The 21,758-nt window shown below is 59.5% G+C and carries 11 protein-coding genes and 2 pseudogenes; 5 read left to right on the forward strand and 8 right to left on the reverse strand.

Annotation, left to right across the window (positions count from 1 at the left end):
* Positions 1 to 6: 6 nt before the first annotated feature.
* The 8 genes from ACSQ8V_RS14805 to ACSQ8V_RS14840 form a co-directional block, all read right to left on the reverse strand.
* Positions 7 to 1,389, reverse strand: a complete 1,383-nt coding sequence (locus ACSQ8V_RS14805) for a CoA transferase (protein ID WP_436206172.1) — start codon at positions 1,387 to 1,389, stop codon at positions 7 to 9.
* Between the two features lie 120 nt (positions 1,390 to 1,509).
* Positions 1,510 to 2,175 (reverse strand): GNAT family N-acetyltransferase, encoded by a 666-nt coding sequence (locus ACSQ8V_RS14810; protein WP_436206173.1) that lies wholly within the window; start codon positions 2,173 to 2,175, stop codon positions 1,510 to 1,512.
* The gene (locus ACSQ8V_RS14815) at positions 2,172 to 3,518 is read right to left on the reverse strand and encodes an aminotransferase class I/II-fold pyridoxal phosphate-dependent enzyme (RefSeq protein WP_436206174.1); all 1,347 of its coding nucleotides are present in this window, start codon (positions 3,516 to 3,518) and stop codon (positions 2,172 to 2,174) included. The genes ACSQ8V_RS14810 and ACSQ8V_RS14815 overlap by 4 nt, the downstream gene beginning before the upstream one ends.
* Before the next feature lie 28 nt (positions 3,519 to 3,546).
* Positions 3,547 to 4,449, reverse strand: coding sequence for a UDP-3-O-acyl N-acetylglycosamine deacetylase (locus ACSQ8V_RS14820; RefSeq protein ID WP_436206175.1), 903 nt, complete (start codon positions 4,447 to 4,449; stop codon positions 3,547 to 3,549).
* Entirely contained in the window at positions 4,446 to 11,888 is a 7,443-nt protein-coding gene (locus ACSQ8V_RS14825) for an SDR family NAD(P)-dependent oxidoreductase (RefSeq protein WP_436206176.1), read from the reverse strand. The genes ACSQ8V_RS14820 and ACSQ8V_RS14825 overlap by 4 nt, the downstream gene beginning before the upstream one ends.
* 50 nt (positions 11,889 to 11,938) lie before the next feature.
* Entirely contained in the window at positions 11,939 to 13,450 is a 1,512-nt protein-coding gene (locus ACSQ8V_RS14830; RefSeq protein ID WP_436206177.1) for an LTA synthase family protein, read from the reverse strand.
* 4 nt (positions 13,451 to 13,454) lie between these two features.
* Positions 13,455 to 14,240: an SDR family NAD(P)-dependent oxidoreductase gene (locus ACSQ8V_RS14835; protein WP_436206178.1), complete on the reverse strand. Its 786-nt coding sequence runs from the start codon at positions 14,238 to 14,240 to the stop codon at positions 13,455 to 13,457.
* The gene (locus ACSQ8V_RS14840) at positions 14,233 to 15,486 is read right to left on the reverse strand and encodes a capsule biosynthesis protein (protein WP_436206179.1); all 1,254 of its coding nucleotides are present in this window, start codon (positions 15,484 to 15,486) and stop codon (positions 14,233 to 14,235) included. The genes ACSQ8V_RS14835 and ACSQ8V_RS14840 overlap by 8 nt, the downstream gene beginning before the upstream one ends.
* 589 nt (positions 15,487 to 16,075) lie before the next feature.
* On the opposite strand from ACSQ8V_RS14840, the gene ACSQ8V_RS14845 reads away from it, so the two are divergent.
* From ACSQ8V_RS14845 to ACSQ8V_RS14865, 5 genes and pseudogenes are all read left to right on the forward strand, one after another.
* Complete coding sequence (locus tag ACSQ8V_RS14845) at positions 16,076 to 17,227, forward strand: hypothetical protein (protein ID WP_436206180.1); 1,152 nt, start codon at positions 16,076 to 16,078, stop codon at positions 17,225 to 17,227.
* Between the two features lie 4 nt (positions 17,228 to 17,231).
* Positions 17,232 to 18,029 (forward strand): ABC transporter permease, encoded by a 798-nt coding sequence (locus ACSQ8V_RS14850; RefSeq protein WP_436206181.1) that lies wholly within the window; start codon positions 17,232 to 17,234, stop codon positions 18,027 to 18,029.
* A pseudogene (locus ACSQ8V_RS14855) lies at positions 18,029 to 18,670 on the forward strand (ABC transporter ATP-binding protein); the annotation flags it as partial. The gene ACSQ8V_RS14850 and the pseudogene ACSQ8V_RS14855, both read left to right, overlap by 1 nt.
* A 387-nt stretch (positions 18,671 to 19,057) precedes the next feature.
* Positions 19,058 to 19,687, forward strand: a pseudogene (locus ACSQ8V_RS14860) (DUF1796 family putative cysteine peptidase); the annotation flags it as partial.
* A gap of 514 nt (positions 19,688 to 20,201) precedes the next feature.
* The gene (locus ACSQ8V_RS14865) at positions 20,202 to 21,710 is read left to right on the forward strand and encodes a polysaccharide pyruvyl transferase family protein (RefSeq protein ID WP_436206182.1); all 1,509 of its coding nucleotides are present in this window, start codon (positions 20,202 to 20,204) and stop codon (positions 21,708 to 21,710) included.
* Positions 21,711 to 21,758: the final 48 nt, after the last annotated feature.

Here is a 21,758-nt window from a genome sequence, read left to right on the forward strand (position 1 = left end):
CAGCGCTCACCACCAGCGCGGCTGATCGGTCCCGATAGGCACCGGCGGCGAAGCCCAGTATGGCGGCGTCAGCGACATCCGTTCAGGCGGCTGCGTGCACGTCAGCGAACCAAACGGCGAATCGATGGTTTGCAGCATGTCGCGGACATCGTCGAGTTGGGGATCGGGCACGTTCTGACCGCCTTGGATCAGACCCATCGATTGCAACCAGCGCCCGGTCCGCGCCAACGCCACCCGCACATGCCAGCTTCCGCCTTGCGTGGCGCGTCGTTGCAGCGCGATCATCGCGCCAAGCGCCGCGAGATAACCGGTGGCGTGATCGAGTGCCTGACACGGCAGATGGCGCGGTTGCGCCTGACCAGCCGCTTGCGCTTCGGTCCACGCAATCCCGCTCGCCGATTGCACGAGGCTATCGAAACCGCGCCGTTGAGACCACGGGCCTTTGTGCCCGTACGCCGATATCGTCACATACACAATGCCCGGGCGCAGCCGCGCAGCCTCTTCCGGGCCGAAGCCATGTGCTGCCAGCGCGCCGGGACGATAGCCTTGCAGGAATACATCGGCATCTTTCAACAACGTGCGCAGCGATTCACGGCCGCTTTCTTCGCGAAGATCGAGCGTCGCCGAGCACTTGCCGCGGCCGTTGTCGATGACTAATGGTGGAATGTTCGGCAGATGCGGACCGTTGATGAGCAGGACATCGGCACCGTGCTCGGCGAGCGTTCGCCCCGCCACCGGACCCGCGATGATGCGGCTCAAGTCCAGCACGCGGACGCCTGACAAAGGCCGTTGCGGCTCGCCTTCACCGATGGATTCGGGCGGCGCATCGTCAAGTCTGACGATCTCCAGCAGCGGTATTTCCGCAATCGCATGGGCCTGCGGCGTGAGCGCCCATTCTTCCGGCGTGCGGATCAGCGCGGCGCACAGGCCGGCATCGGCCAGCACCTCGTCCAGGCTTGCGCCGTTCCATTGACGGATGGCCTGCGTCACGCCGGCGTGATCGTCCGCGCAGCCCAGCAGCTTCACCACGCCGTCCCGATGATGCTTGAAGTTCGTATGAAGCTGGATCCAGCGGCCGTCAAGGGTCTCGTAGAAGCCCATTAGCGGATCACGCAGCTCCGGCGGGTTATCGGTCCCGATGCGCAAATAGCGCTCGCTGCGGAACGCAATGGCCGCGCGGCGCGTGTAGATGTGCACGTCTTGCTGCCGGCCCGTGCGATGCTTGAAACATTGCGCCGCCGCTAACGCCGATGCGCCCACGCTCGCCGCCGCCAACGCACTCACCCGATACACCGACGGCAGTTGCCGTTCATCGCCGCTGACCGTGAGGTGTTCAAGGGCCTCGGGGTCTCCCTCTGCCAGGCGCCAGAGTTCTTCGACAGGTTTCATGGCCGTGCTCCTTCTCAAGGATCGTCCACGGATCGACGGAGCCGGGTATCCATTTGGACGCTGACCATGATTTTACGTTCGTTTATCCGTGCGCCTGGTTGTACTACTGGCCCGCGCCATTCACTTCGGCTGAAAGCGCATTCTCACCGATTCCAGCTCGGCGGGCAGGCTGCGCGCCGGAGGGCGCTTGCGTGTCAACGCAACAAACCCCAGCCGCCGATACAACTGCGCAGCGCGCTCATTGCTTACCAGCACGTCGAGCACGAGCCCTTCGCTCTGCGGGACGAACGACGGCGTGGTGAGCGTCTGTGCGTCGTTCAGCAAAGCGCTGAACACGCCGCGGTTGCGCGAAGCTTCGCGAGTGGCGCAATGCGCAAGCAGCGTTTCACCGCGACGCGGTGGCGGCAATTCACTTTCGAGGATCAGTCCGCGCCTGAGCACGCCGACCGTGCGCCACAAGCCGAAGCATCGCAGGGTCATCCACGCGAACCAGAGATTGTCCGAAAGCGTCGAGCGGCTGCCGTGCGCCGCGAGTACGCCGACGACCTCGCCTCCCTCCATCGATACCCAATGCCGCCGCCACGAGAACCGTCCATGCGTGGACGCGAACGCGCTCTGCAGGAAAGCGATGCAGTGCTCCGGCGGCACGCCGAACAGGAAGCCGAACTCCAGCCTGCCCGAGGCGAAGACAAGCGGCGCAGCCTGGCGTGCATCGTCGGGACCGGCAGGACGGCAGCCAGCGTGCGAGCTTTGAGCTGCCGTGGACGCGTTCGACGCGGTCGTCATCGCGCAAGCTTTCGCAGCACGGCTACCGTCTGCGAAATCTGTTCGGGCTCATGCGTCGAGCAGATAAAGAACCGCAGCCGCGCCGCGCGCTCTTCCACGGCCGGATAGAAAATCGGCTGGGCGTTGATGCCTTCTTCGAACAGCGCATTGGCCCATTGCGCCGCCTTCAGTGAACTGCCGGTGATCACGGGTACGACCGCAAAGCCCGCGCTCATACCAGTGTCCAGGCCCGCACTGCGCGCTTCATCGAGGAACTGGTGACCGCGCTCTCGCAACAGCTTGACCCGCCACGGCTCGGCGATCAATCGTTCCAGCGCCGCCAGCGAAGCGGCCGCGAGCGTAGGCGCCAAGCCCACGCTATAGAGGAATCCGGGCGCCAGATGCCGCAGGATATCGACCAGCGCCTGCGAGCCCGCGATAAATCCGCCGCATCCCGCCAGCGTCTTGCTGAGCGTGCCCATCCAGATATCGACGTCCGCGCTCGGCACGCCGCAATACTCGCGGATGCCCTTGCCCGTCTCGCCGATCACACCCAGCGAATGCGCTTCATCAACCATGAGGAAGGCGGCATGGCGCCGCTTCACCTCCACGAAGCGCGCGAGATCGGGGATGTCGCCATCCATGCTGTACAACCCTTCCACCACGATCAACACGCGCCGGAATTCATGGCGCACGCGTGTCAGCAGATCATCGAGCGCGCGCCAGTCGTTGTGCGGGAAGTTCAGGCGTTTCGCGCCGCTCAGTTGCGCGCCTTGCAGGATGCTGTTGTGCGCGAGTGAGTCATGGACAACCAGGTCGCCCTGACCAAACAGCGAGCCGATGACCGTCACGTTGGTTGCGTGGCCGCTGACGAAAACCAGCGCGTCGTCGACGTCATAGAAACGCGCCATCGCGTGTTCCAGTTCGCCGTGCACCGTGCGTTCGCCCGCGACCATCCGGCTCGCCGATGCCGACGTTCCGTACTGATCGATCGCGGCCTTGGCGCGCGCGTTCACCTGTGCATCGCCGGCCAGCCCGAGGTAGTTGTAGTTCGCGAAGTTCAGATACTGCTTGCCGGTGATCTGCGTCGTCGCCCCTGCGGTGCCCTCATGCACGCGGAAGAACGGCGACGTCACGCGCAGCTTGTCGCCCATTTCACGCAGCAGCTTGACCTGCGTGTAACCGGGCATGGTCTCGAAACTGCATAACGCGTCGCGCGTCGAGCTGGACGCGCTGCCGGGCGCCTGCGCAAGTTCCTGCGCGAGCGAACGCGCCGGAGCCTGAGCTTGCTGTGACACACGTTCGAGTTGTCGCTGCAATGCCTTTGCAGCGAGCTGCTGGCGAAAATTTCCAGTCAAATCCATGAGGTGTTTTTTCCTGTGTGGCGTGCGCTCAGGCGGGAAATTCGGTCCATTCCCATGCATCTCGATCGGCAAGCAGTGCGGCAAGCAGCCGATAGTTCATCTCGTGGCTGGGCCGTACCGCCGTCACGCGTCCGAGCAGCGGCGCACCCGCGAGCGCGAGGTCGCCGACCAGGTCGAGCACGCGATGCCGCACGAATTCGTCCGGCAGGCGCATCCCGCCGATCACCTTGCTGCCCACGATCGCCGCAGTCGAACTGAGCCGTGCGCCGCGCAGGATCGGCACGCCGCGCACATAGCCCGCAACAATGGCGAGCGCCGCCCACTTCACGCGGCCATACGATCGCGACGGTGCGATTTCGGCCGCAAAACTGGCGGGTGTAATGCCGCCATCCCAATGCAGGTTGCCGAACCCCTTGAGATCGTTGCGAACGCTCATTTCGTATCGGTCTGAAGGCTCGATGCTCATGCTGCGAACATTCTTGCTGCCCACCCCGTCCTCCACGCTGACCCGGCGCAACACGCGAATGAAGCGCTTGCGGGCAGACAGGGAACGTCGCCCGCAATTGGTGATGGCTTCAATCCAGGGTTGAGCGCTGCCATCGAGAATGGGTACTTCTTCAGCGTCGAGTTCCACGGTGGCGTGATCGATCTCACATGCCAGCAGTGAAGCCAGCAGATGTTCCACCGTGCGCACCCGAACGCTATCTATTTGCAAGGTCGTGCAGAGCGGCTGCGCGAGACGTATCGAAGGACTCACCGGCAACTCGGCAAGCACCCGGCCACTGCCCATCCGCCGAAAAATGATGCCGCCGGCCTCGCTGGGAACAACGCGCACATTCACGCGGCGTCCCGTATGCAGCCCACGGCCGCTCAGTTCAAGGTTGCGGGCGAGCGTGCCCTGGTCGCAGTGCCAGCCGGCCGGGGCGCTCAATGCGTTCCCCCGGTGGTATCGGCGAGTGCGGCCTCTGAAACCGATTCCAATTCAGCTTCTGTATCGGGTTCCGCCAGAGCCCGGGTTTCGTCTTCAATACCGTGACGTGCAGCCAGTACCGACGCCTCGTCCGGTGCATCCAGCGACGCGCCTTCTGCGTCGCCGGTCATGACGGAATCCACGATACGCCGCGCCAGCGATACCACGGTCGCCCCTTCGGCCAGCGCCATCACCGAGAACTTCACGCCGAACGATTCCTCGACCGCCATGCCGAGCTCCATGCCCATGAGCGAGTCCATGCCCATGTCGGCGAGCGACCGGTCCTTGCCGATCTTTTCCGGCGACATATGCAGGATCCGCGCGATCTGCGATTGCAGCGTTTCTTCGGCGAACCACAGCGCGTCCGTACGGGACAACGCGCGAATATGCGCGCCACATTCGCGCGTGACTTCCGCCGCGCCGCGCGTGTGCAGCTCGGAGTAGCGTTGCGCGTCGGCAGCCGGCATGCCGCGTGCGACGACATTCCAGTCGAGCCGTAGCACCGCTTCGCCGGAGCGGCCATCGAGCAGCGCTTGTTCCAGCGCAGCCAGTGCTTCCGCCGATGTAATCGACAAACCGCCAATTCGCGCCTGCAACGCCTCGCGTGTTTCTTCATTGCGCGCGAGGAAACCGACGTCATCGATAGGACCCCACGCCATCACCGTCCCCGCGAGTCCGGCTGCGCGACGCTGTCCGACCAGCGCTTCGAGGAACGTATTCGCGGCCACATAGCTGCCCTGTCCCGGATTGCCGAGGAAGGTGGTCGCCGACGAATACACGACAAACACATCGAGCGTGCAAGCCCGCGTCGCGCGATGCAGATTCCATGCACCTGCGACCTTCGGCGCGAGCACGGCGTTGAAGCGGGCGTCGTCGAGATTACGGATCAGGCCATCGTCGACAAGCATTGCCGAATGCACGACGCCCTTCAACGGCAAACCGCGTGCATCGATGTCGCGAATCAGCGCGTGAACAGCTTCGTTGTCCGTGATATCGCACGCAGCTACGTGAACCTGCACGCCCTCCCAGGTCTTGACTTCGTCGGCAAGGGCCGGAGCCAGTACACCACGGCGGCTTGCCAGCGTGATGTGCCGCGCGCCGCGTTCGACCATCCAGCGCGCCGTCGAAAAGCCCAGCCCGCCGGTCCCTCCCACGACCAGATACGCCGCAGAATCATTGAGCCGCAATGCGTCCGGCGTAACCGCCGCGTGTGCGGGCGCGGGCGTGCCGCCCGAATACGTGACCAGCACCTTGCCGATCTGACGCGCCTGCTGCATGTGCCGGAACGCGTCTTCCACGCGCTCGGCAGGGAACGCGCGATAAGGCAGCGGATGCAGCACGCCATCGGCGAACAGCTTCATCACGTCGGCGAACAGACGCGCGGTGAGCTCGGGTAATACGGTCATCAGTTGATCGGCATCGATACCGAAGTAGCTGATGTTGTTGCGGAACGGACGCAAGCCGATGCGGCTGTTCTCGTAGAAATCGCGCTTGCCGAGTTCGAGGAAACGTCCGAACGGCCGCAAGGTATCGATGCTTCGCACCATGGCTTCGCCCGCCAGCGAATTCAACACGATATCCACGCCTGCACCGCCGGTGCGCTCGCGGATTTCATCGGCGAACAGCAGGCTGCGTGAATCGAGAACATGGTCGGCGCCCAGCAGCCGCACGAACTCGCGTTTCTCGCGGCTGCCTGCTGTCGCGAACACTTCCGCGCCGAAGTGGCGCGCGAGCTGGATTGCCGCGATGCCCACGCCGCCCGCGCCGCCGTGAATCAGCACGCGCTCGCCGGGACGCAGCCGCGCGAGTTCGCACAGCGCGTACCAGGCGGTAAAGAACGTGGTGGGAATGGTCGCGGCTTCCTCGAAGGTCATCTGCGCCGGCTTGTGGGCGATGGCCACGACCCGCGTACGCACCCGCGATGCAAACGATGCCGGTGCAAAACCGAGCACGGCATCGCCGGGACGGAAGCCCGTGATGTCGCGTCCCACGCGCACGATTCTTCCCGACAACTCCATGCCGATAGTCGCGCCCGCGAAGCCGTTTTCCACGGCTTCATCGGAGAGCAGGCCCATCGCGTACATGACGTCGCGAAAGTTCAGGCCGGTGGCGGCAGGCAGCATGCGCGGCACGTGACGGCCCGAAGGCGTCAGCAGCACTTCCTCTTCGGTATCGGCAGCAAGCAGTTCGCCGACGAGACTCGCCGCCGGGTTCGCGCATGCCGGATGCACATCGACGAGACGGCACGAAAGTTCGGGATGCTCATTGGCGATCACGCGGCCGAGACCCCACAATGTGGCCTGTTCAGGATGCAATGCGGCGGCGTCCGTCTGCTGCGATACGGACTCCGGCCGCACGATCAGCGGCGCACCGCCACGCGTGACAATCCAGAGCTTCGGCGCGGGCGCACCCGGATTGCGCGTGAGATCGCGTACCAGCCGAGCAAGCGCAAGCGAAAGATCGCGCTGCGATGACAAGACATCTTCACCGGCCAGGTCCGGCGCAATGAACACGACGTTCTCAGCGTCGAGCGTGGACACCGCGGACAGCGCGACGCAGCTCACATCCTGCCCTTCTGTATCGAGTTCGGCAGCAATGGCGGTATGCAACGCGCTCGAAGCACCGGTCGTCAACAACGCCCAGGACTGCTTCGGCCGGCTGTCCTGTGCAGGCGTGTTTTCCGGTGCGGATGGTTGCCGCGCGACCACGAGCGTCGGCGCGCCCTCCAGGTCGAGGCCCTGCTCGACGTGCTGGAAAACATCGTCGAAACCGGCCTCCTGCAACAGGAGCGCGATTTCGGCGGCGGACAGCCAGGTCCGCTTTGCGGACTCGCTGGCATCGAGATTAAAGACGATGTCGGAGAAACGGCTGCGGCGCGCTTCGGTGATGATGACCAGCGCGCCCGGCGAAAGCCAGCCACGCATTGCGTCAACGAACGCGCGCGGATTCGATTGCGCCGCGAGCGCGTGACTTGCAACCAGCACGTCGTAGTGATTCGCCGCGCCGCTGCCGAGCTTCGGCCGTGCGCCGCGCTCCAGCGTAACTGTATGCACGGCGGGGTACGCGGCTGTGTCGAAAGTACTCAGTTGTTCATCGGTTCCGGCGATCGTGCAATCCACGCGCGACAACGGCAAATGCATGCCCAGCGGCTGCAATACATCGCTTTCGGGCGAATCGATTTCGAGCAGGCGCAAGCGGCGCGGCTGCTTCCATGAATCGATGGCGGCGTTCACGCAATCGCCCACCAGTTGATTCACGAACGACCAGGTCGGCGAACCTTCAAAGAAATGCTCGACCAGGCTGCTGCGTGCGGCCGGCAAAATCTCAACGCCAGACTTCTCGCCGCGCAGTACCGGCGCGAGCGCGCTGCCGCAATGCGCGAGCAACGTCAATTCCGCGACGTGTGACGGTGACTGCGCAAGCAGCTCACGCCAGAGTGCGTCGGTGGGCGGCAAGCTCTCGCAGGCGGCTTCATCGCGAATCAGGCGACCGCTCGCGTCCCAGCTTGCGAGACCGTCCTCGACGAGCATGTCCACCAGCCGCGCAAGCAGCGCCGGATGGGCGCACGGCGGCAGCGTGGACTGATTGAACACATCGAGCGCTTCGAGCGCGTGCAAGGCGTATGCGCTCGCGAGCACGTCGAGCAACGGCAGCACTTCGGTGAGATGCGTCGTGCGGCGCGCATCGTCTTCGGTGGACGCCGCGCCTCGTGCTGACAACGCGTTCGCAACCAGTCCAGCCGAGGCCGGCAGCGTACGCGCGTGCGCGTCGCCGGACAGCGGTTTTGCGTCGAGCACATAGGCGAAGCGTGCAGGCGCGCTCGGACGGCGCGCGTTCAGATCCACGCGGCGAAACCGGCACGCGCTTAGCCGCGCGACGATGACACCGTGTTCATCGGCGAATTCAAACGATGCCACCAGCGAATGCGGACTGCGGCGCTCGACCCGTGCGAGCACATACTTGACGGCCTCACCGCCGAGGAAGTCGATCCGTCCGAGTTGCACCGGCACATACGCGGCGTGATCGGCAACGCCTTCTTCGACACCCGCCGCCAGCAGCGCGAACAGCGGATGAAAACCGCTGTCCATCAACGCCGGATGGAAGGTGTACAGATCCGGCTTGCGGCCGGGAACGGCACACGCCGACGGCATCGCGACTTCGGCGAGCGCGAGGTTATCGTCGGCAATGCGAACCGTTTTAACCCACTGGAATGCCGGACCGTAGGCAAGACCGATGTTCATGGCTTGTTCGTACAGCGTCGCGCCGTCGTGCGCCGGCAGTGTCATCAGCCGCTCAAGTTCGGCATGCGGCACCGAGGCTGGCGCGCTCATGTCCGGACCGCCCGACAACAGACGTCCTGTCACATTCAGCGTCCATGCCGCGTCACTCATGCGGTCGCGCGTTTCGATCGTGAACGCGGCAGTGCGCGGATCGACGCTCAGGCGCAAGAGCTTCGAATGCTGTGTGCGGAACACCACCGGCACGCGAATCTCGACGTTCTCGACCGCGCAGGTTTCCGTGCCGAAAAACACGCGCGCGGCCGCCAGCGCCATCTCCACATACCCCGCGCCCGGGAACGCGATATTGCCGTCCACCACGTGATCGGCCAGCATCGGCAGCCGTTCCGGATCGATATCGTTTTCCCATGCGAGCGCCTGATCGCGCAGCCGATACCCCAGCAGCGGATGCTCGCGATGCCGGTTCACCAGGTCATAGGCTTCCGCAGTCGGGCCTTGCCAGAAGTGCTCGTGCTGCCACGGATAACCCGGCAACGCGATGCGTGCCGACGCGCGATCCGTGGGTGCAAAGCGATTCAGATCCGCACGCGCGCCGTTGGCGAGCGCCGCGTACAGCGCGTGCTCCAACATCTGTGCGCTGTCGTGATTGCGCTTTAACGTGGACAGTGCGCGCACCGGCAATTCCAGGTCGTCGCAGGTCTGCTTCACGTAGTGACGCAGGATGGAATGCGGGCCGACTTCGAGAAAAATCCGCACGCCCGCGCGGGCGAGGTGCGCGACGGCCTCGCCGAAATGCACCGGTTCGCGAATGTTGCGCCACCAGTAATCCGCATCGAGCTGATCGCCCGGAAAGTCCGCGCCCGTCACCGTCGAGATGAACCGGCGCACCGATTCCTGCGGCGCCAGGTCCGCGAGGCCGTCGAGCACCGCGGCTTGAATCCGGTCCATGTGCGAGCTGTGGAACGCGTAGTCCAGGTCGAGCATCTGGAAGAACGTGCGGCTATCGCGCAGCGCATCTTCAATTTTTTGCAGGCCTTCGAGCGAACCGGCCAGCGTGACCGCTTGCGGACTGTTTATGCCGGCTATTTCCACCGATGCCGCAAGCCCCAGTTCCGCGATGCGCGTGCGCATCGCGATCTCGCTCATGCCTACCGCCGCCATGCGTCCCAAGCCCCGTGTCAGCGCCTGTGCCTGGCTTCTGACCTTGATGACCCGCACCGCCTGCGCCAGCGTCAGGGCGCCCGAGGCCCACGCCGCGCCGATCTCGCCCACGCTATGGCCGAGACACGCGTCGTACAGGACGCCGCGCGCTTCGATCACTCGCACAATGCCCACCTGGATTGCGAACAACAGCGGTTGCGCGTTTTCCGTTGCGTCGAGCCACGCGGCCGTTGTGCCCGCGCGCAATACGTCGAGCAGCGATGCGCTGCCGTCGGCGCACCAGTGTGCATCGACTTCTTCCAGCGCGGCACGGAACAGCGGCTCTTCGTCGACCAGACGCTTGCCCATCTCCACCCACTGCGCACCGTTTCCGGAGAACACAAGCGCGAGACGGTCGTCGTCGCCGGGGCTGGTGCCGCGGATCAGCGCGTTGGCGTCGCCGGTTGGGTCCTCGCCTTTGCTCAGGCTTTCGAGCAACGCACGGGCGTCAACTGCGTTCGACGGCGCGATGATCGCGCGTTCGCTCAGCCACTGGCGTCCGCGCGCCGAGCTGACGGCCAGCGTATTCCAGGGCGTGCCCGCGTCCAGCATGGCGACGTAGCGCGCGGCGATGGCAGCCAGCGCTTCCGGTGCGCGCGCCGTCACGCAAAGCGGCAATAACGAAATGTCTTTTGCGATGTCGGTTTGAGCATCAGCGGCCGGCGTGCGTAGCGGCGCTTCGCGCAGCACCACGTGCGCATTCGTCCCGCCGAAGCCGAACGAGTTCACGCCCATTACGAGCGGCGCGCTGCTGTGGAGCGGCGTAAGCCGGTCCACGACCTTCAACCCGCCGCCTTCGAAGTCGATGCGCGGATTCGGCGTCTTGAAGTGCAGCGACTCGGGCACCGCGCGGTGCTTCAGGCTCAGGATGGTCTTGAACAAACCCGCCATGCCGGACGCCGTCTCAAGGTGGCCGACGTTCGTCTTCACCGACCCGATCAGCAACGGCTTGTCAGCCGGCCGCCCAACCGATGCCGCTTCGACCAGCGCCCGCGCTTCAATGGGGTCTCCCACCGCCGTGCCCGTGCCGTGCGCCTCCAGATAGGCGAGTTCGCGCGGATCGATACCCGCGCGCTGGTACACGCTCTTCAGCAGCGCCGCTTGCGCAGCCGACGTTGGAACGCTGATTCCACCGCGCGAATGGCCGTCGGAATTGACGCCCGAGCCCGCGATCACCGCGTGGATCGTATCGCCGTCGGCGAGGGCTTTATCCAATGGCTTGAGCAGCACGAATGCGCCGCCTTCGGCGCGCACGTAGCCGTCGCCGGAGGCATCGAATGCGCGGCAACGGCCTGTGGGCGACAACATCGACGCCTTCGAGAAGCCGATGAACGCCGACGGATGTGTCAACACGTTCACGCCGCCGGCAAGCGCCATGTCGGCATCGCCTGCTTGCAACGATTGGCACGCCTGATGGAGCGCGACCAGCGACGACGAGCAGGCGGTATCGATCGACATGCTCGGGCCCCGCAGGTCGAATACATACGACACGCGATTCGACGCAATGCTCAGCGTGGTGCCCGTAGCCGTGTAGGCATCGATGCCACTCACGTCGTCCATGCCGCGATGGCCGTAATCCGTATTCGCCACGCCCACATAGACGGCGCAGTTGCGCCCTGCCATCTCGCGCGGGGGCAGACTCGCGTCTTCAAAGGTTTCCCACGCGAGTTCCAGCAGCAGGCGCTGCTGCGGGTCCATCTGCGTGGCTTCGCGACGGGAGATGCCGAAGAAAGCGGCGTCGAATCCCGCGACGTTGTCGAGCACGCCCGCCGCGAACGTGTAGCTCTTGCCCGGCTCGCGTTTTGACGGGTGCTGGTAGAACTCGGTGCCGAAGCGATCAGGCGGGATTTGCGTGACCGCGTCGCGGCCGGTGGACAGCAACTGCCAGAAGTCATCGGGAGTGGTCACGCCGCCCGGAAACCGGCAGGCCATTCCTATTATTGCGATTGGTTTGGTCATCATTATTTTTCGATCCCGGCAAGACTGGGATCGCTCTCATCTTCATCTATTAGTTAGCGCATCGATACAGCGCCATGCTTCGCTTCGATCAGCTTGACGAGAGTCAGTCCAAGTCGTGCGGCGCTCATCGGCTTGTTGGTTCGTCGCTCCGTGCGCGTGCCATGGCTGCACCAAATGAAGTAATCGCTTGTGTGTTGAGGTTTGTTCAGTGAATTGAAAATCTTGGGTAGCGCCGGCACGTGATCACCGTAAAAGCACACGATGGATTCGCGCGGCCGCTGCGCGAGTGCGCGCATAAGGGCGCCGATCATAACGTCTGCGTTGGAAAGATGCCGAAGGTAAGCCGTCAGGTCGTGCCAGCGCGGATCCTCGCCTTCGCCGTGATACTGCGCAGCCTCTCCCGGTCCTACGTGCTCAAGATGTAGCGGACCGTGATTTTCCATGGTCATCGCCATCACGAATGCCGGCTGGTCCCCGGCCGCTTCGAGCGCTTCGAGAATGGCATCCGCCACCGCTGAGTCCGCAACATGCGGACCGGCGCGCGGCGCCGTTGCGAATGCGCTGATGTCGGTGAAGCTATCGAAATGCATGAGCGGGAAGACACGCGCCCGGCCAAAGAAATCGGCGAAATACGGGTGAATGGCGCGCGTCACGTAACCCGCCCGCTTGAACCAGGCGGCAATCGTCGTGCACCGGGTCCGAACAAACGCATACGGATAAAAACGTGCGTAGCCAAGGCGGGTTTCAGGTAAGCCCGTCAGCACGGCGAACTCCGTGCGCATGGTGTTCGCGCCCCACGCCGGGACGGTCAGTTCGCCGTATTGCTCGGACTCGCGGCAGGCTGCGTCGAAGTGCTTCAGCAGCGACGGTTCGATCGAACTGCCCAACCGTCGTGCATCAAAGAAGGATTCGCTCTGGATCACGATCACGTCTGGGTGAGCAACTGGCGCCGCCGTGCGGGCGAATGGGCCGCTCGCGAGCGCGGCGTGTAGTTGGCGCGCAGTCGCGGGACGCAAGCCATTCGACAAGTAGGCAATGAAGGTTGAAAAGAACCCGTAGCGCCGCTGGTCGTTCTCCAGCAGCAAGGACAAGTCGAGCCGCGACGACAAACGCACGATCGCTGCGAGACTCGCCAGTGCGACAAGCGCCAGCGAGGCATGCGGAAGCCGTGGCAGCTTCGGCCCGAAGATAAACGCAGCGACAAAAAGCGCTGCGCCTATTGCTATGGCGACCACCTTGCCAGCGCTCAGGAACGGCAGATACAAACGTGGGTGGCGAAACAGCTGGCTAAAAAGGCTGAGATCCGTGAATACAAACGGTTCATGTAGCGATTCATGCTTGGCGTTGCTCACTATAGCCAGCAACGCGACCAGCGAGGCCGTCACGAGCGCGGCGAACGCGGGGCGAGCGCTCACCCACAGGACTATCGAAAACAGCAGTGCGAGTGCAGCCACGCCGAGACCGATGGCCCGCCATGAGCGCTTGAACGACGCACGCGGCAACGCCACGGCTTCCGCCATGCACGAACCGATCATCGAGACAAGAAACCAGAGCGTGACCGTCACGTCATCAACGCTCCTCGCGTGGCAGGTAGGACATTGAGGCGAGAATGCCATCCGCGAGGCGGGCCGGAAGAAACCGGAGGAAGACCATTCCCCAAGCCAGCAGGCCGGGAAACGCAATCTCCCGCCGATTTGCGCGCAGGCCGCGACGAATAAAGCGCGCCGCTTTTTCGGCCGTCCAGAGAAAGGGTTTATTTCCCGGGAACATATCGCTCATTGCCGTCTTGACGAATCCGGGCAACACGATTGACAACGCGATACCGTCGCGTGCCAGCAGCGGCCGCACCGATTCCCCGTATGCTTTTAGCGCCGATTTGCTTGCGCAATAGGCTGGGGAAATTGCCATGCCGTGCAGTGCCGCCAGCGAACTGACGACGGCGATCTGCCCGCGCTTGCGTACACGCATGCGTTCGACGACTGGCAGCACCGCGTGCATTGCGCCGAAGAAGTTGGTTTCCATCACCGCGTTTGTAAGCGCGAGGTCCTCCCAATCCGTTGCCGAAGCCAGCGTACTCGCGATCCCTGCATTGGCGATCAACAAGTCGATGGAATAGGTATTGTCGAAATGATCCAGCCAGGTTTGCATGGCGCTGGCGTTGCGGACATCGAGCGCTGCTGTCACAACCTGCGCGCCAGCGTTGCGGCATTGCTGCGCGCAGTCCTCGAGGCGCGTGATGTCACGACCGACCAGGCCCAGCACGATGTCCGGCGCCGCGTAGGCGCGCGCGAGCGCTGCGCCAAGGCCCGCGCTTGCGCCAGTCACGACGATGTGGCGCGGAGCGCCCTCAGCCATACAGACGCTCGCGCTCCGGCACAAGCACGCTTGCCTGTTCACGCCCAACACTTGACGCTTCGAGTCGCTGCACGGCGCCCGCTGTTGCCATGGCAATACCGGTTTTTGTGTAGAAGTCGCCGTTGATCTGAGTGTGATGGATCACATAGTCGAGGAACGCGTAGTACAGGGCCATGTCGGGTCCTTCTGCGTGGCGCCAGAAGTCGTCGATGCCGCCCTGCCACGTCATGCCGGCCATGTCATAGATTGCAGCGCCGAGCGCGATCAGCGGTCTGCGATGGTGGACTGCGGAGAGTCCCACCGTGCTGTTCACGACGACCACGCCTTTTGCGTGATCGAGCAAAGTGGGCAGATGGCCGGCTTCGATGTACATCAGGCGGTCTTGCATGCCAAGCGTGCGCGCGAGGTCGTGAGAGAAGCGCCGATAGTCGACGATGCCAGTGTCTAAGGGATGGTTCTTGATGACTAGCAATGCGTCGCTGGGCGCGTGGACGGCGAAAGAGCGCATTACTTTTTCGATTGCTTCGCGCACCGAATTGAACGGTGAGTGTTCGAGGATTTGCGAGTCCGAGCTCAGTTGTAGCGGGAAGACGTAGTAGGCGCGCTTTGTTCCGAGCACAGATGCGGTGACGCGCGCCGCTTCCCGATTGTGGAGTTTCTGGCGCGAGAACCGCATGGCGAGTCCCGCGTATTCCTTTATGCCGTTATGCGGACGATGACTTTGATAGTTCGGGAATCGGGATGCGTAAAGCGTGTTCGCCGCGCGATATCGAATGTCATGCCACGCACGTTCGTAGAGGTTGTAGCCGGTCGAATGGCACGGCGGTGGAGGCGTGTGGCCGCGGCGTTCGAGGTACCACGCAGGGTCGCGAGGGAGTTGCGAACGTCCGTTGACGCCAGGGCTTTCGAGGGTGATCCAGTGCGGGCGAACGTAACCTTCTTCGAACACGTGTACGTTCACGCCGTATTGTTTGGCTATGGGATGGACTGGGGTGTGAATTGCCCGGCAATCGCCGAATAAAACGATATCGGTAAATGCGCCGGGCTTTAGGATATCGCTATACCACGCCAATAAATTTCGCTCGTTATCGCGGTAATTTAATGCTTCAGTTTTCCCACCGTAGAGGATGTCGCCACCACAGAAATTCACGCGGCGCACCGGATGGCCTCGCTCTATCAAAGCGTCCGAAAGTCGACTAAAAAATGGTGAAGCCGTGCCTTGGAGGGCAAGGAACGATCGCGGCATTAAGTGGGTCGCTTGGAGAAGATAAAGCCGCGGCCGCGCCACCAGGAGCGGGCGCGATCAATCAACTTATGCTTTTGTATCCGGCATCTTGACGCAATTACCACTATCGCAGTCACTGCGCCATCTTTATCGACAAGACAGACGACTGAAAGAGTAGCTAACGGCAATAACCTGAAGTGTTTAATTTTATCATAGGCGGCCCGGATTGGCATGCCGATCTTAAAGGGCTGTTGCACTTCCCCGTCATTTTCCGCATCCTTGGCGCTGGCTGCTGTCAGCTATCGCCGACACTGCTGTTGCCAAGAGCCTGCCAGCGTCCTGCGGGGAAGGTACCAGTTTACGGCCGAAAGTGGCAAACGGTAAGCAGTATCGATATACTTATGCGGTTAAATATGGCTCGAATGAGCGTATCAAAGGAAGGCTGTAAGGTTGCTCCGAGCAACGGCTACGGATCGCCCCTTCTTGGAGAAAGACGCTGGTCTGTGCGCCCACTGTCCGCGAGAGATTCGGTCGCACACAGTGCCTTGCTTTGCCTATTAATGATTGTCGCACGACGCGTTATTGTGTGATTTACCGTCTGGACTATACGTTGGAACCTCTTACGAGCAGCTACCCCGCCTTGCCGCAACCGGAAAAACAAAGCTTTTTCAAGCGGATTAAGAGACCAAACGGGATATTCATCCTTTCAGTCGTGATCCCGACTGCACTATCAATTGGCTATTACGCCCTAGTTGCGTCGGATGTGTATGTCTCCGAGTCGCGTTTTGTTGTTCGCAGTCCGCAACGGCAAGCTCAAACCAGCGTGGTCGGTGCACTATTGCAAGGTACCGGATTTTCTCGGGCTCAGGATGATACATATCCCGTAATTGACTATATTCAGTCGCGCGATGCGCTCACGGAACTCAACACGAGTAATCATATTTATAATTCGTATTCCCAACGTGGCGATATTTTTAGTCGATTTGTTCCTGGCATCGATCCGAGCTTCGAGGCTTTATGGAAATACTATCAAAAGAAGATAGTCTCTGTAGAACTGGACTCGACATCGGCGATCACAACACTGCAAGTCCGCGCGTTCACATCTGCCGATGCGGCTCAAATCAACGAGCAATTGCTCGAATTGAGCGAACATCTTGTAAATCGAATGAATCAACGTGCTGCATACGATTCTGTGCGATTCGCCCAGACTGAAGTGAACGAAGCGGCTTCGAAAGCAAAGGATGCTGCTGCAGCGCTCGCATCGTTCCGCAACGCCAACACGGTTTTTGACCCAGAGCGCCAATCCGCGCTCCAACTGCAGCAGGTCACGGCCTTGCAGGCCCAATTGTATTCTTCCCAAGCACAGCTGACAGGCTTACAGTCGATTTCACCGCTGAATCCGCAAGTCCCAGTGCTAAAAACAAATATATCAAGCCTTGAACAACAGATTAAAGATGCAAATGGTGGTGTAACCGGCAACACGCGATCGCTGTCCGCTAAGGCCGGCGCCTATGCACGCCTACAACTTGATTCTCAGTTCGCCGATAAACAATTAGCCTCGGCAATGACAACCCTAGACGGCGCGCGCGCCGAGGCCCAGCGTAAACAGCTCTACTTAGAGCGGTTAATTCAGCCGAACCGGCCAGACGTTGCTATTGAGCCAAAGCGATTGCGCGGGATTGCAACAACGTTCGTTCTTGGGCTTATAGCATGGGCCTCGCTCAGCTTACTCATTGCGAGCGTACGAGAACATCGGGACTGACATTATGCTCTCCAATAATTCGGACACCCTGATTAACGCTATCGCAATTCAAAGCCGCATTGTCTATGCATTAATAATGCGGGAGATCATTACGCGTTATGGACGTCATAATATCGGTTTTGCATGGCTCTTCGCGGAGCCAATGCTTTTCACAGTAGGTGTTACTGCGCTGTGGAGCGTAGTTCATACCGGTGACACCTCGCACACTATCAATATTATTGCCTTCGCCGTAACCAGTTACTCAACGGTGCTCATATGGAGAAATACAATAGGTAGGTGCACCCTCGCAGTTGAACCTAATCTGTCCCTGTTGTTCCACCGAAATGTTCGAGTGATTGACTTGTTTATTGCTCGCATTATCCTTGAAATTGTGGGAATCACACTTTCGGTCATTACATTAATAACTGTTTTCGTGGCGACCGGAATGATTCCACCGCCGGCGGACATTCTGACCATGGTTGGAGGTTGGCTTCTGCTTTCTTGGTACTCCGCGGCAATGGGACTTCTGGTCGGCGGCCTTTGCGAATACAGCGAAATAATCGAGCGATTTTGGCATCCGATTGCTTATTTTCAATTACCCGTTTCGGGTGCGTTTGCCATGGCAAGTTGGTTGCCGCCGAGAATACGCGAGATTGTTCTGTGGTTTCCAGCAGCTAATTGCGCGGAGATTTTTAGAGCGGGATATTTCGGTTCATCGATTAAATCTTATTATAGTGTCGGGTACGTTGCAATAGTTTGCACTTTACTTACATGGGCAGGGCTGGCTGCGGTCAAATTTATTTCATCGAAAGTAGAACATTGATGCTCGATTTACGCCAAGTTAGCAAATATTACCGAACTAGAACCGGTCATCGCCAGGTTCTTAATAACATTAACCTCCGCGTGTCGAAATCAGAGCGCGTCGGTATTCTTGGCAGAAATGGCGCTGGTAAATCAACCTTGATCCGGTTAATTGGCGGGTCTGAATTACCCACGCATGGTGAAATCGAGCGCAGCATGTCTGTATCGTGGCCGCTCGCATTTAGCGGTGGTTTTCAAGGGAGTCTTACCGGCCTAGATAATTTGCGCTTTGTCTGCCGAATATATGGGGCATCTTACTCAGATGCGGTTCCGTTTGTTGAGGACTTCACTGAATTGGGAAGCTATCTGCGGGAACCGGTAAAAACCTACTCTAATGGAATGCGTGCACGTCTCGCTTTCGCGCTTTCTATGGCCGTCGATTTCGATTGCTTTCTGATCGACGAAGTTCTCGCAGTAGGTGATGCAAATTTTCAGGAAAAGTGTCGCCGAGAATTATTCGTCAATCGAAAGAATCGCGCAATGTTAATGGTTGCACACGATGCAAGTATGATTCGCGAACATTGCTCTCGTGCCTGTGTGCTTGAGAATGGCATTTTACGAAATTTTGACGATGTCAACACAGCATACGATTACTATCACGATGAGCTTAAATCATCCAATATCAGATATTCCCTGTCAGTATCTGAGCAGCTGACGACGCCCGTAATCAATACTTCACTCGAGAATACGACTATTGCGCCGCTTAATAGCGACACAAATCAATTGGGCCCGAACATGTCACTCGACAATCAAAATGAGAAAATCGTAACCGCGTTTTATCGGCAGCTCCTCGGAAGAGAACCCGATGCGAATGGACTTCAAACTCATTCTACGTGGATGCAACAGCATGGTCGTGAAGACGCGGTCCAAGATCTTCTCAAGATGTTTCTTGCGAATGACGAGAGTAGGCGATATCTGGCGCGTCAAGATATGGCACGCCTTGCGGGCCTATCGGAAGATACGGCGCGAGTTTTTGATAGCGTAGTTAGCTTGGGAACCCATTGCTATACCGGAACATTTCTAAAGCGATTTCAGCTGAAGAAATTTTCATCAGCATTCGACTGGATTTTTTCGAATCCGTCCATGATCGCTCATGCCATCGACGATGACTTTGAGACTTTTCTTGATGCAGCCCAATATTCACCAGTGCCGATAGAGCAACGTCGTGATGGAACCGACGTCAACCGCGTGCAGCACTTGTACTATAAGCAAGCTCACGGGGTGGACTTTATGTTCAACCATCATGACGTACACGAACCGAAAGATTATGCGTACTTGACACGCTGCGTTGAGCGTTTTAGAGATGCCCTGCGCGACAACGCGAAGACCTTGTTTCTTCTGCTTCGGAGGGAAAATGAACACTCAGTTCAGGAGTTTGAACTAATTCGTGACTCGCTTCAGCGCAAAAATAAAGATGTGTCATTCATGTTTGTAGCGGTTGCAAATACCCCGACGCATACTGGTATCGCTCGCATGGATGTTCTAGCTCGCGATCAAAATGCGATACTAAGCCGTTTTGCTGGAACTTCGCATTGGCAAACATTGGACTTCGTCGACCCATTCGACGAATTTTGTCTCTTACGAGCAATATTAAGCAATTTTTTGCCTATATCTCGATAAATTTAAATCGAAAATTCGAAATTGGCTATCAAGCACGGCGGCAAGTGAGTGACCTAGTGGGCGGTCAAACATCGATGCGCGCGCCGAAGCTTTTAGTGTATTCACCGATCATTTAGGACGCGCATATGCGGACGGGGAACGACGAATTGTTCGACGGAATAATCGAAACAGTCTCAAGTTCTCGTTTACGCGCCTCGCACCTATCTTGGCATTCTCGCGTTTGCCGCAAAATGTATTTGGATGTAAGCAATTTGATAGTTTAGAATACATCTCAGTGACTACGTTAGGAATGCTAAGACCTAAGCGCCCTGAGGCATTCGGAACTAAAGACCCTTCGGAGCCAATTATCCGGCTTTCAAGACTGTGCGATGGCGCAGCTCCTTGCAGCTTGTGAACCGGGTTCTCACCTGCTTAGGCACGAGCGCGAATAGCACGCAAACTCCACCGCAGTAGCTGCACATGGGTGTGAGACCGGATGTAGATAAACCAGACAATAGATCTCTAGAGAATGTCGATGGATTTAGAACCTATGAACGGTGTGTGGATTAATGACGTTGACGTCATTTGGGCCTATCGAATGCTGCTTGGACGGGACCCCGAGAGCCAGTCGACAATTGACGAGTGCCGCCGACTGCCTAGCATTGGCGTGCTGCGAAACCGCATAATGCGAAGCACCGAATTTCAGAACATTCTTTGCGGCAAGCAGGAGCAATGGGGTCCCTATGCTTTTGACACGGACGCAAACTTGCGCGCCGATCTCGTGTGGCACAGTCGCCTCCACGGTGCGGAGATTGATCTTGCCTATAAAGCCATTCTGGGTCGGGATTTACTGGCTTCAGACGTATTGGAAGAGCACCTGTCTCGAAACGACAACTTATTTTCGCTAGTTACAGAACTAATTTTATCCGATGAAAACGCCGACAATCACCGGAAACTTAATTTACTAGAATGCTTTAAAGCACGAGTCTCCCATGCTCCCAAATTATTCGATAGCATAAACGTGATGTTGTTTGGAGCTTTTGGAAACGGAAATGTTGGAGATCAATGTCAAGCAGCCGCGCTCCATCGGTTGGTAAGTGAAGCATCGGAAACGCTTGGGAAAATCGGTATAAGTGCCTGCTCTTGGGAAAACGTAAATGCGAGCTTTGAAGGCGCACAATTACCATTAGCGCGTGACGAAATACTCAATGCTAGCGCTTTGCAATCAACGGATCTCCTGCTGATCGGCGGTGGGGGACTACTATCCACCCCCCACTTTCCCCTTCACAATGAACTCTGGGTCAATGGACTGCGGGCACTCGGATGTAAATACGCGCTGGTAGGTGTTGGTGCAACGAGCGCAGAACTAGCCGCACCAGGCCGTATGAGCGGCTACAAAAATTTGCTCGAGGGAGCATTGTTCGTGACGGGTCGAGACTTGGAGAGCGTTACCGCGCTGAGAGCTTATCGCCCCGATACGCAGTTTATGGCGGATCCTTTCTTTGCAACATCCGCCGAAATTCGATTTTCTGAAAAACCATCAACCAAAAGCTCAAAGATTGTCCTGATTCCTAAGAATCCGGTGAATGCCAATGAGGAGAAAGGGTTGGCAGCGCTCGTCACTCTTCAAGCGGAATTACGTGCGAAACAAGTCGAGACGATCACGTTGCTTTTTGAGCCGCATATGGACGGGAAGATTGCCGGCGGCTTTGAAAACGTGATTCGGGTCACTAACTGGGCGGAAGCTATCGAGATCGTCGGGGCGGCGAGAACAGTGTTCACGATGCGATACCATGGGGCTTTATTTGCTCTCGCGTCAAGAGTTAGCGCATTGTGCATTTCTATCCCTAAGATTCGGGATCTTTACCAAACGCTGGGGCTTGAGCGCTTTATTGTAGGTACAGAACGCGCGGTAATGGAAAGCGAATTTGATTTCACCGACGAAGATTGGAAGAAGGTTGATCAGTACCTCGTGGCATCACGCGCCGCCGCCGCAAATGTAAAGAATCGCATTGCCGCAGCGCTTGGATCTACTCTGTCATAGTCCATTCGGAGTCGAGGTTGTCCTGAATGCTCGGGCAGCAAGCGCTGC

The sequence above is a fragment of the Caballeronia sp. LjRoot31 genome (assembly GCF_964253885.1).
Taxonomy (GTDB): Bacteria; Pseudomonadota; Gammaproteobacteria; order Burkholderiales; family Burkholderiaceae; genus Caballeronia.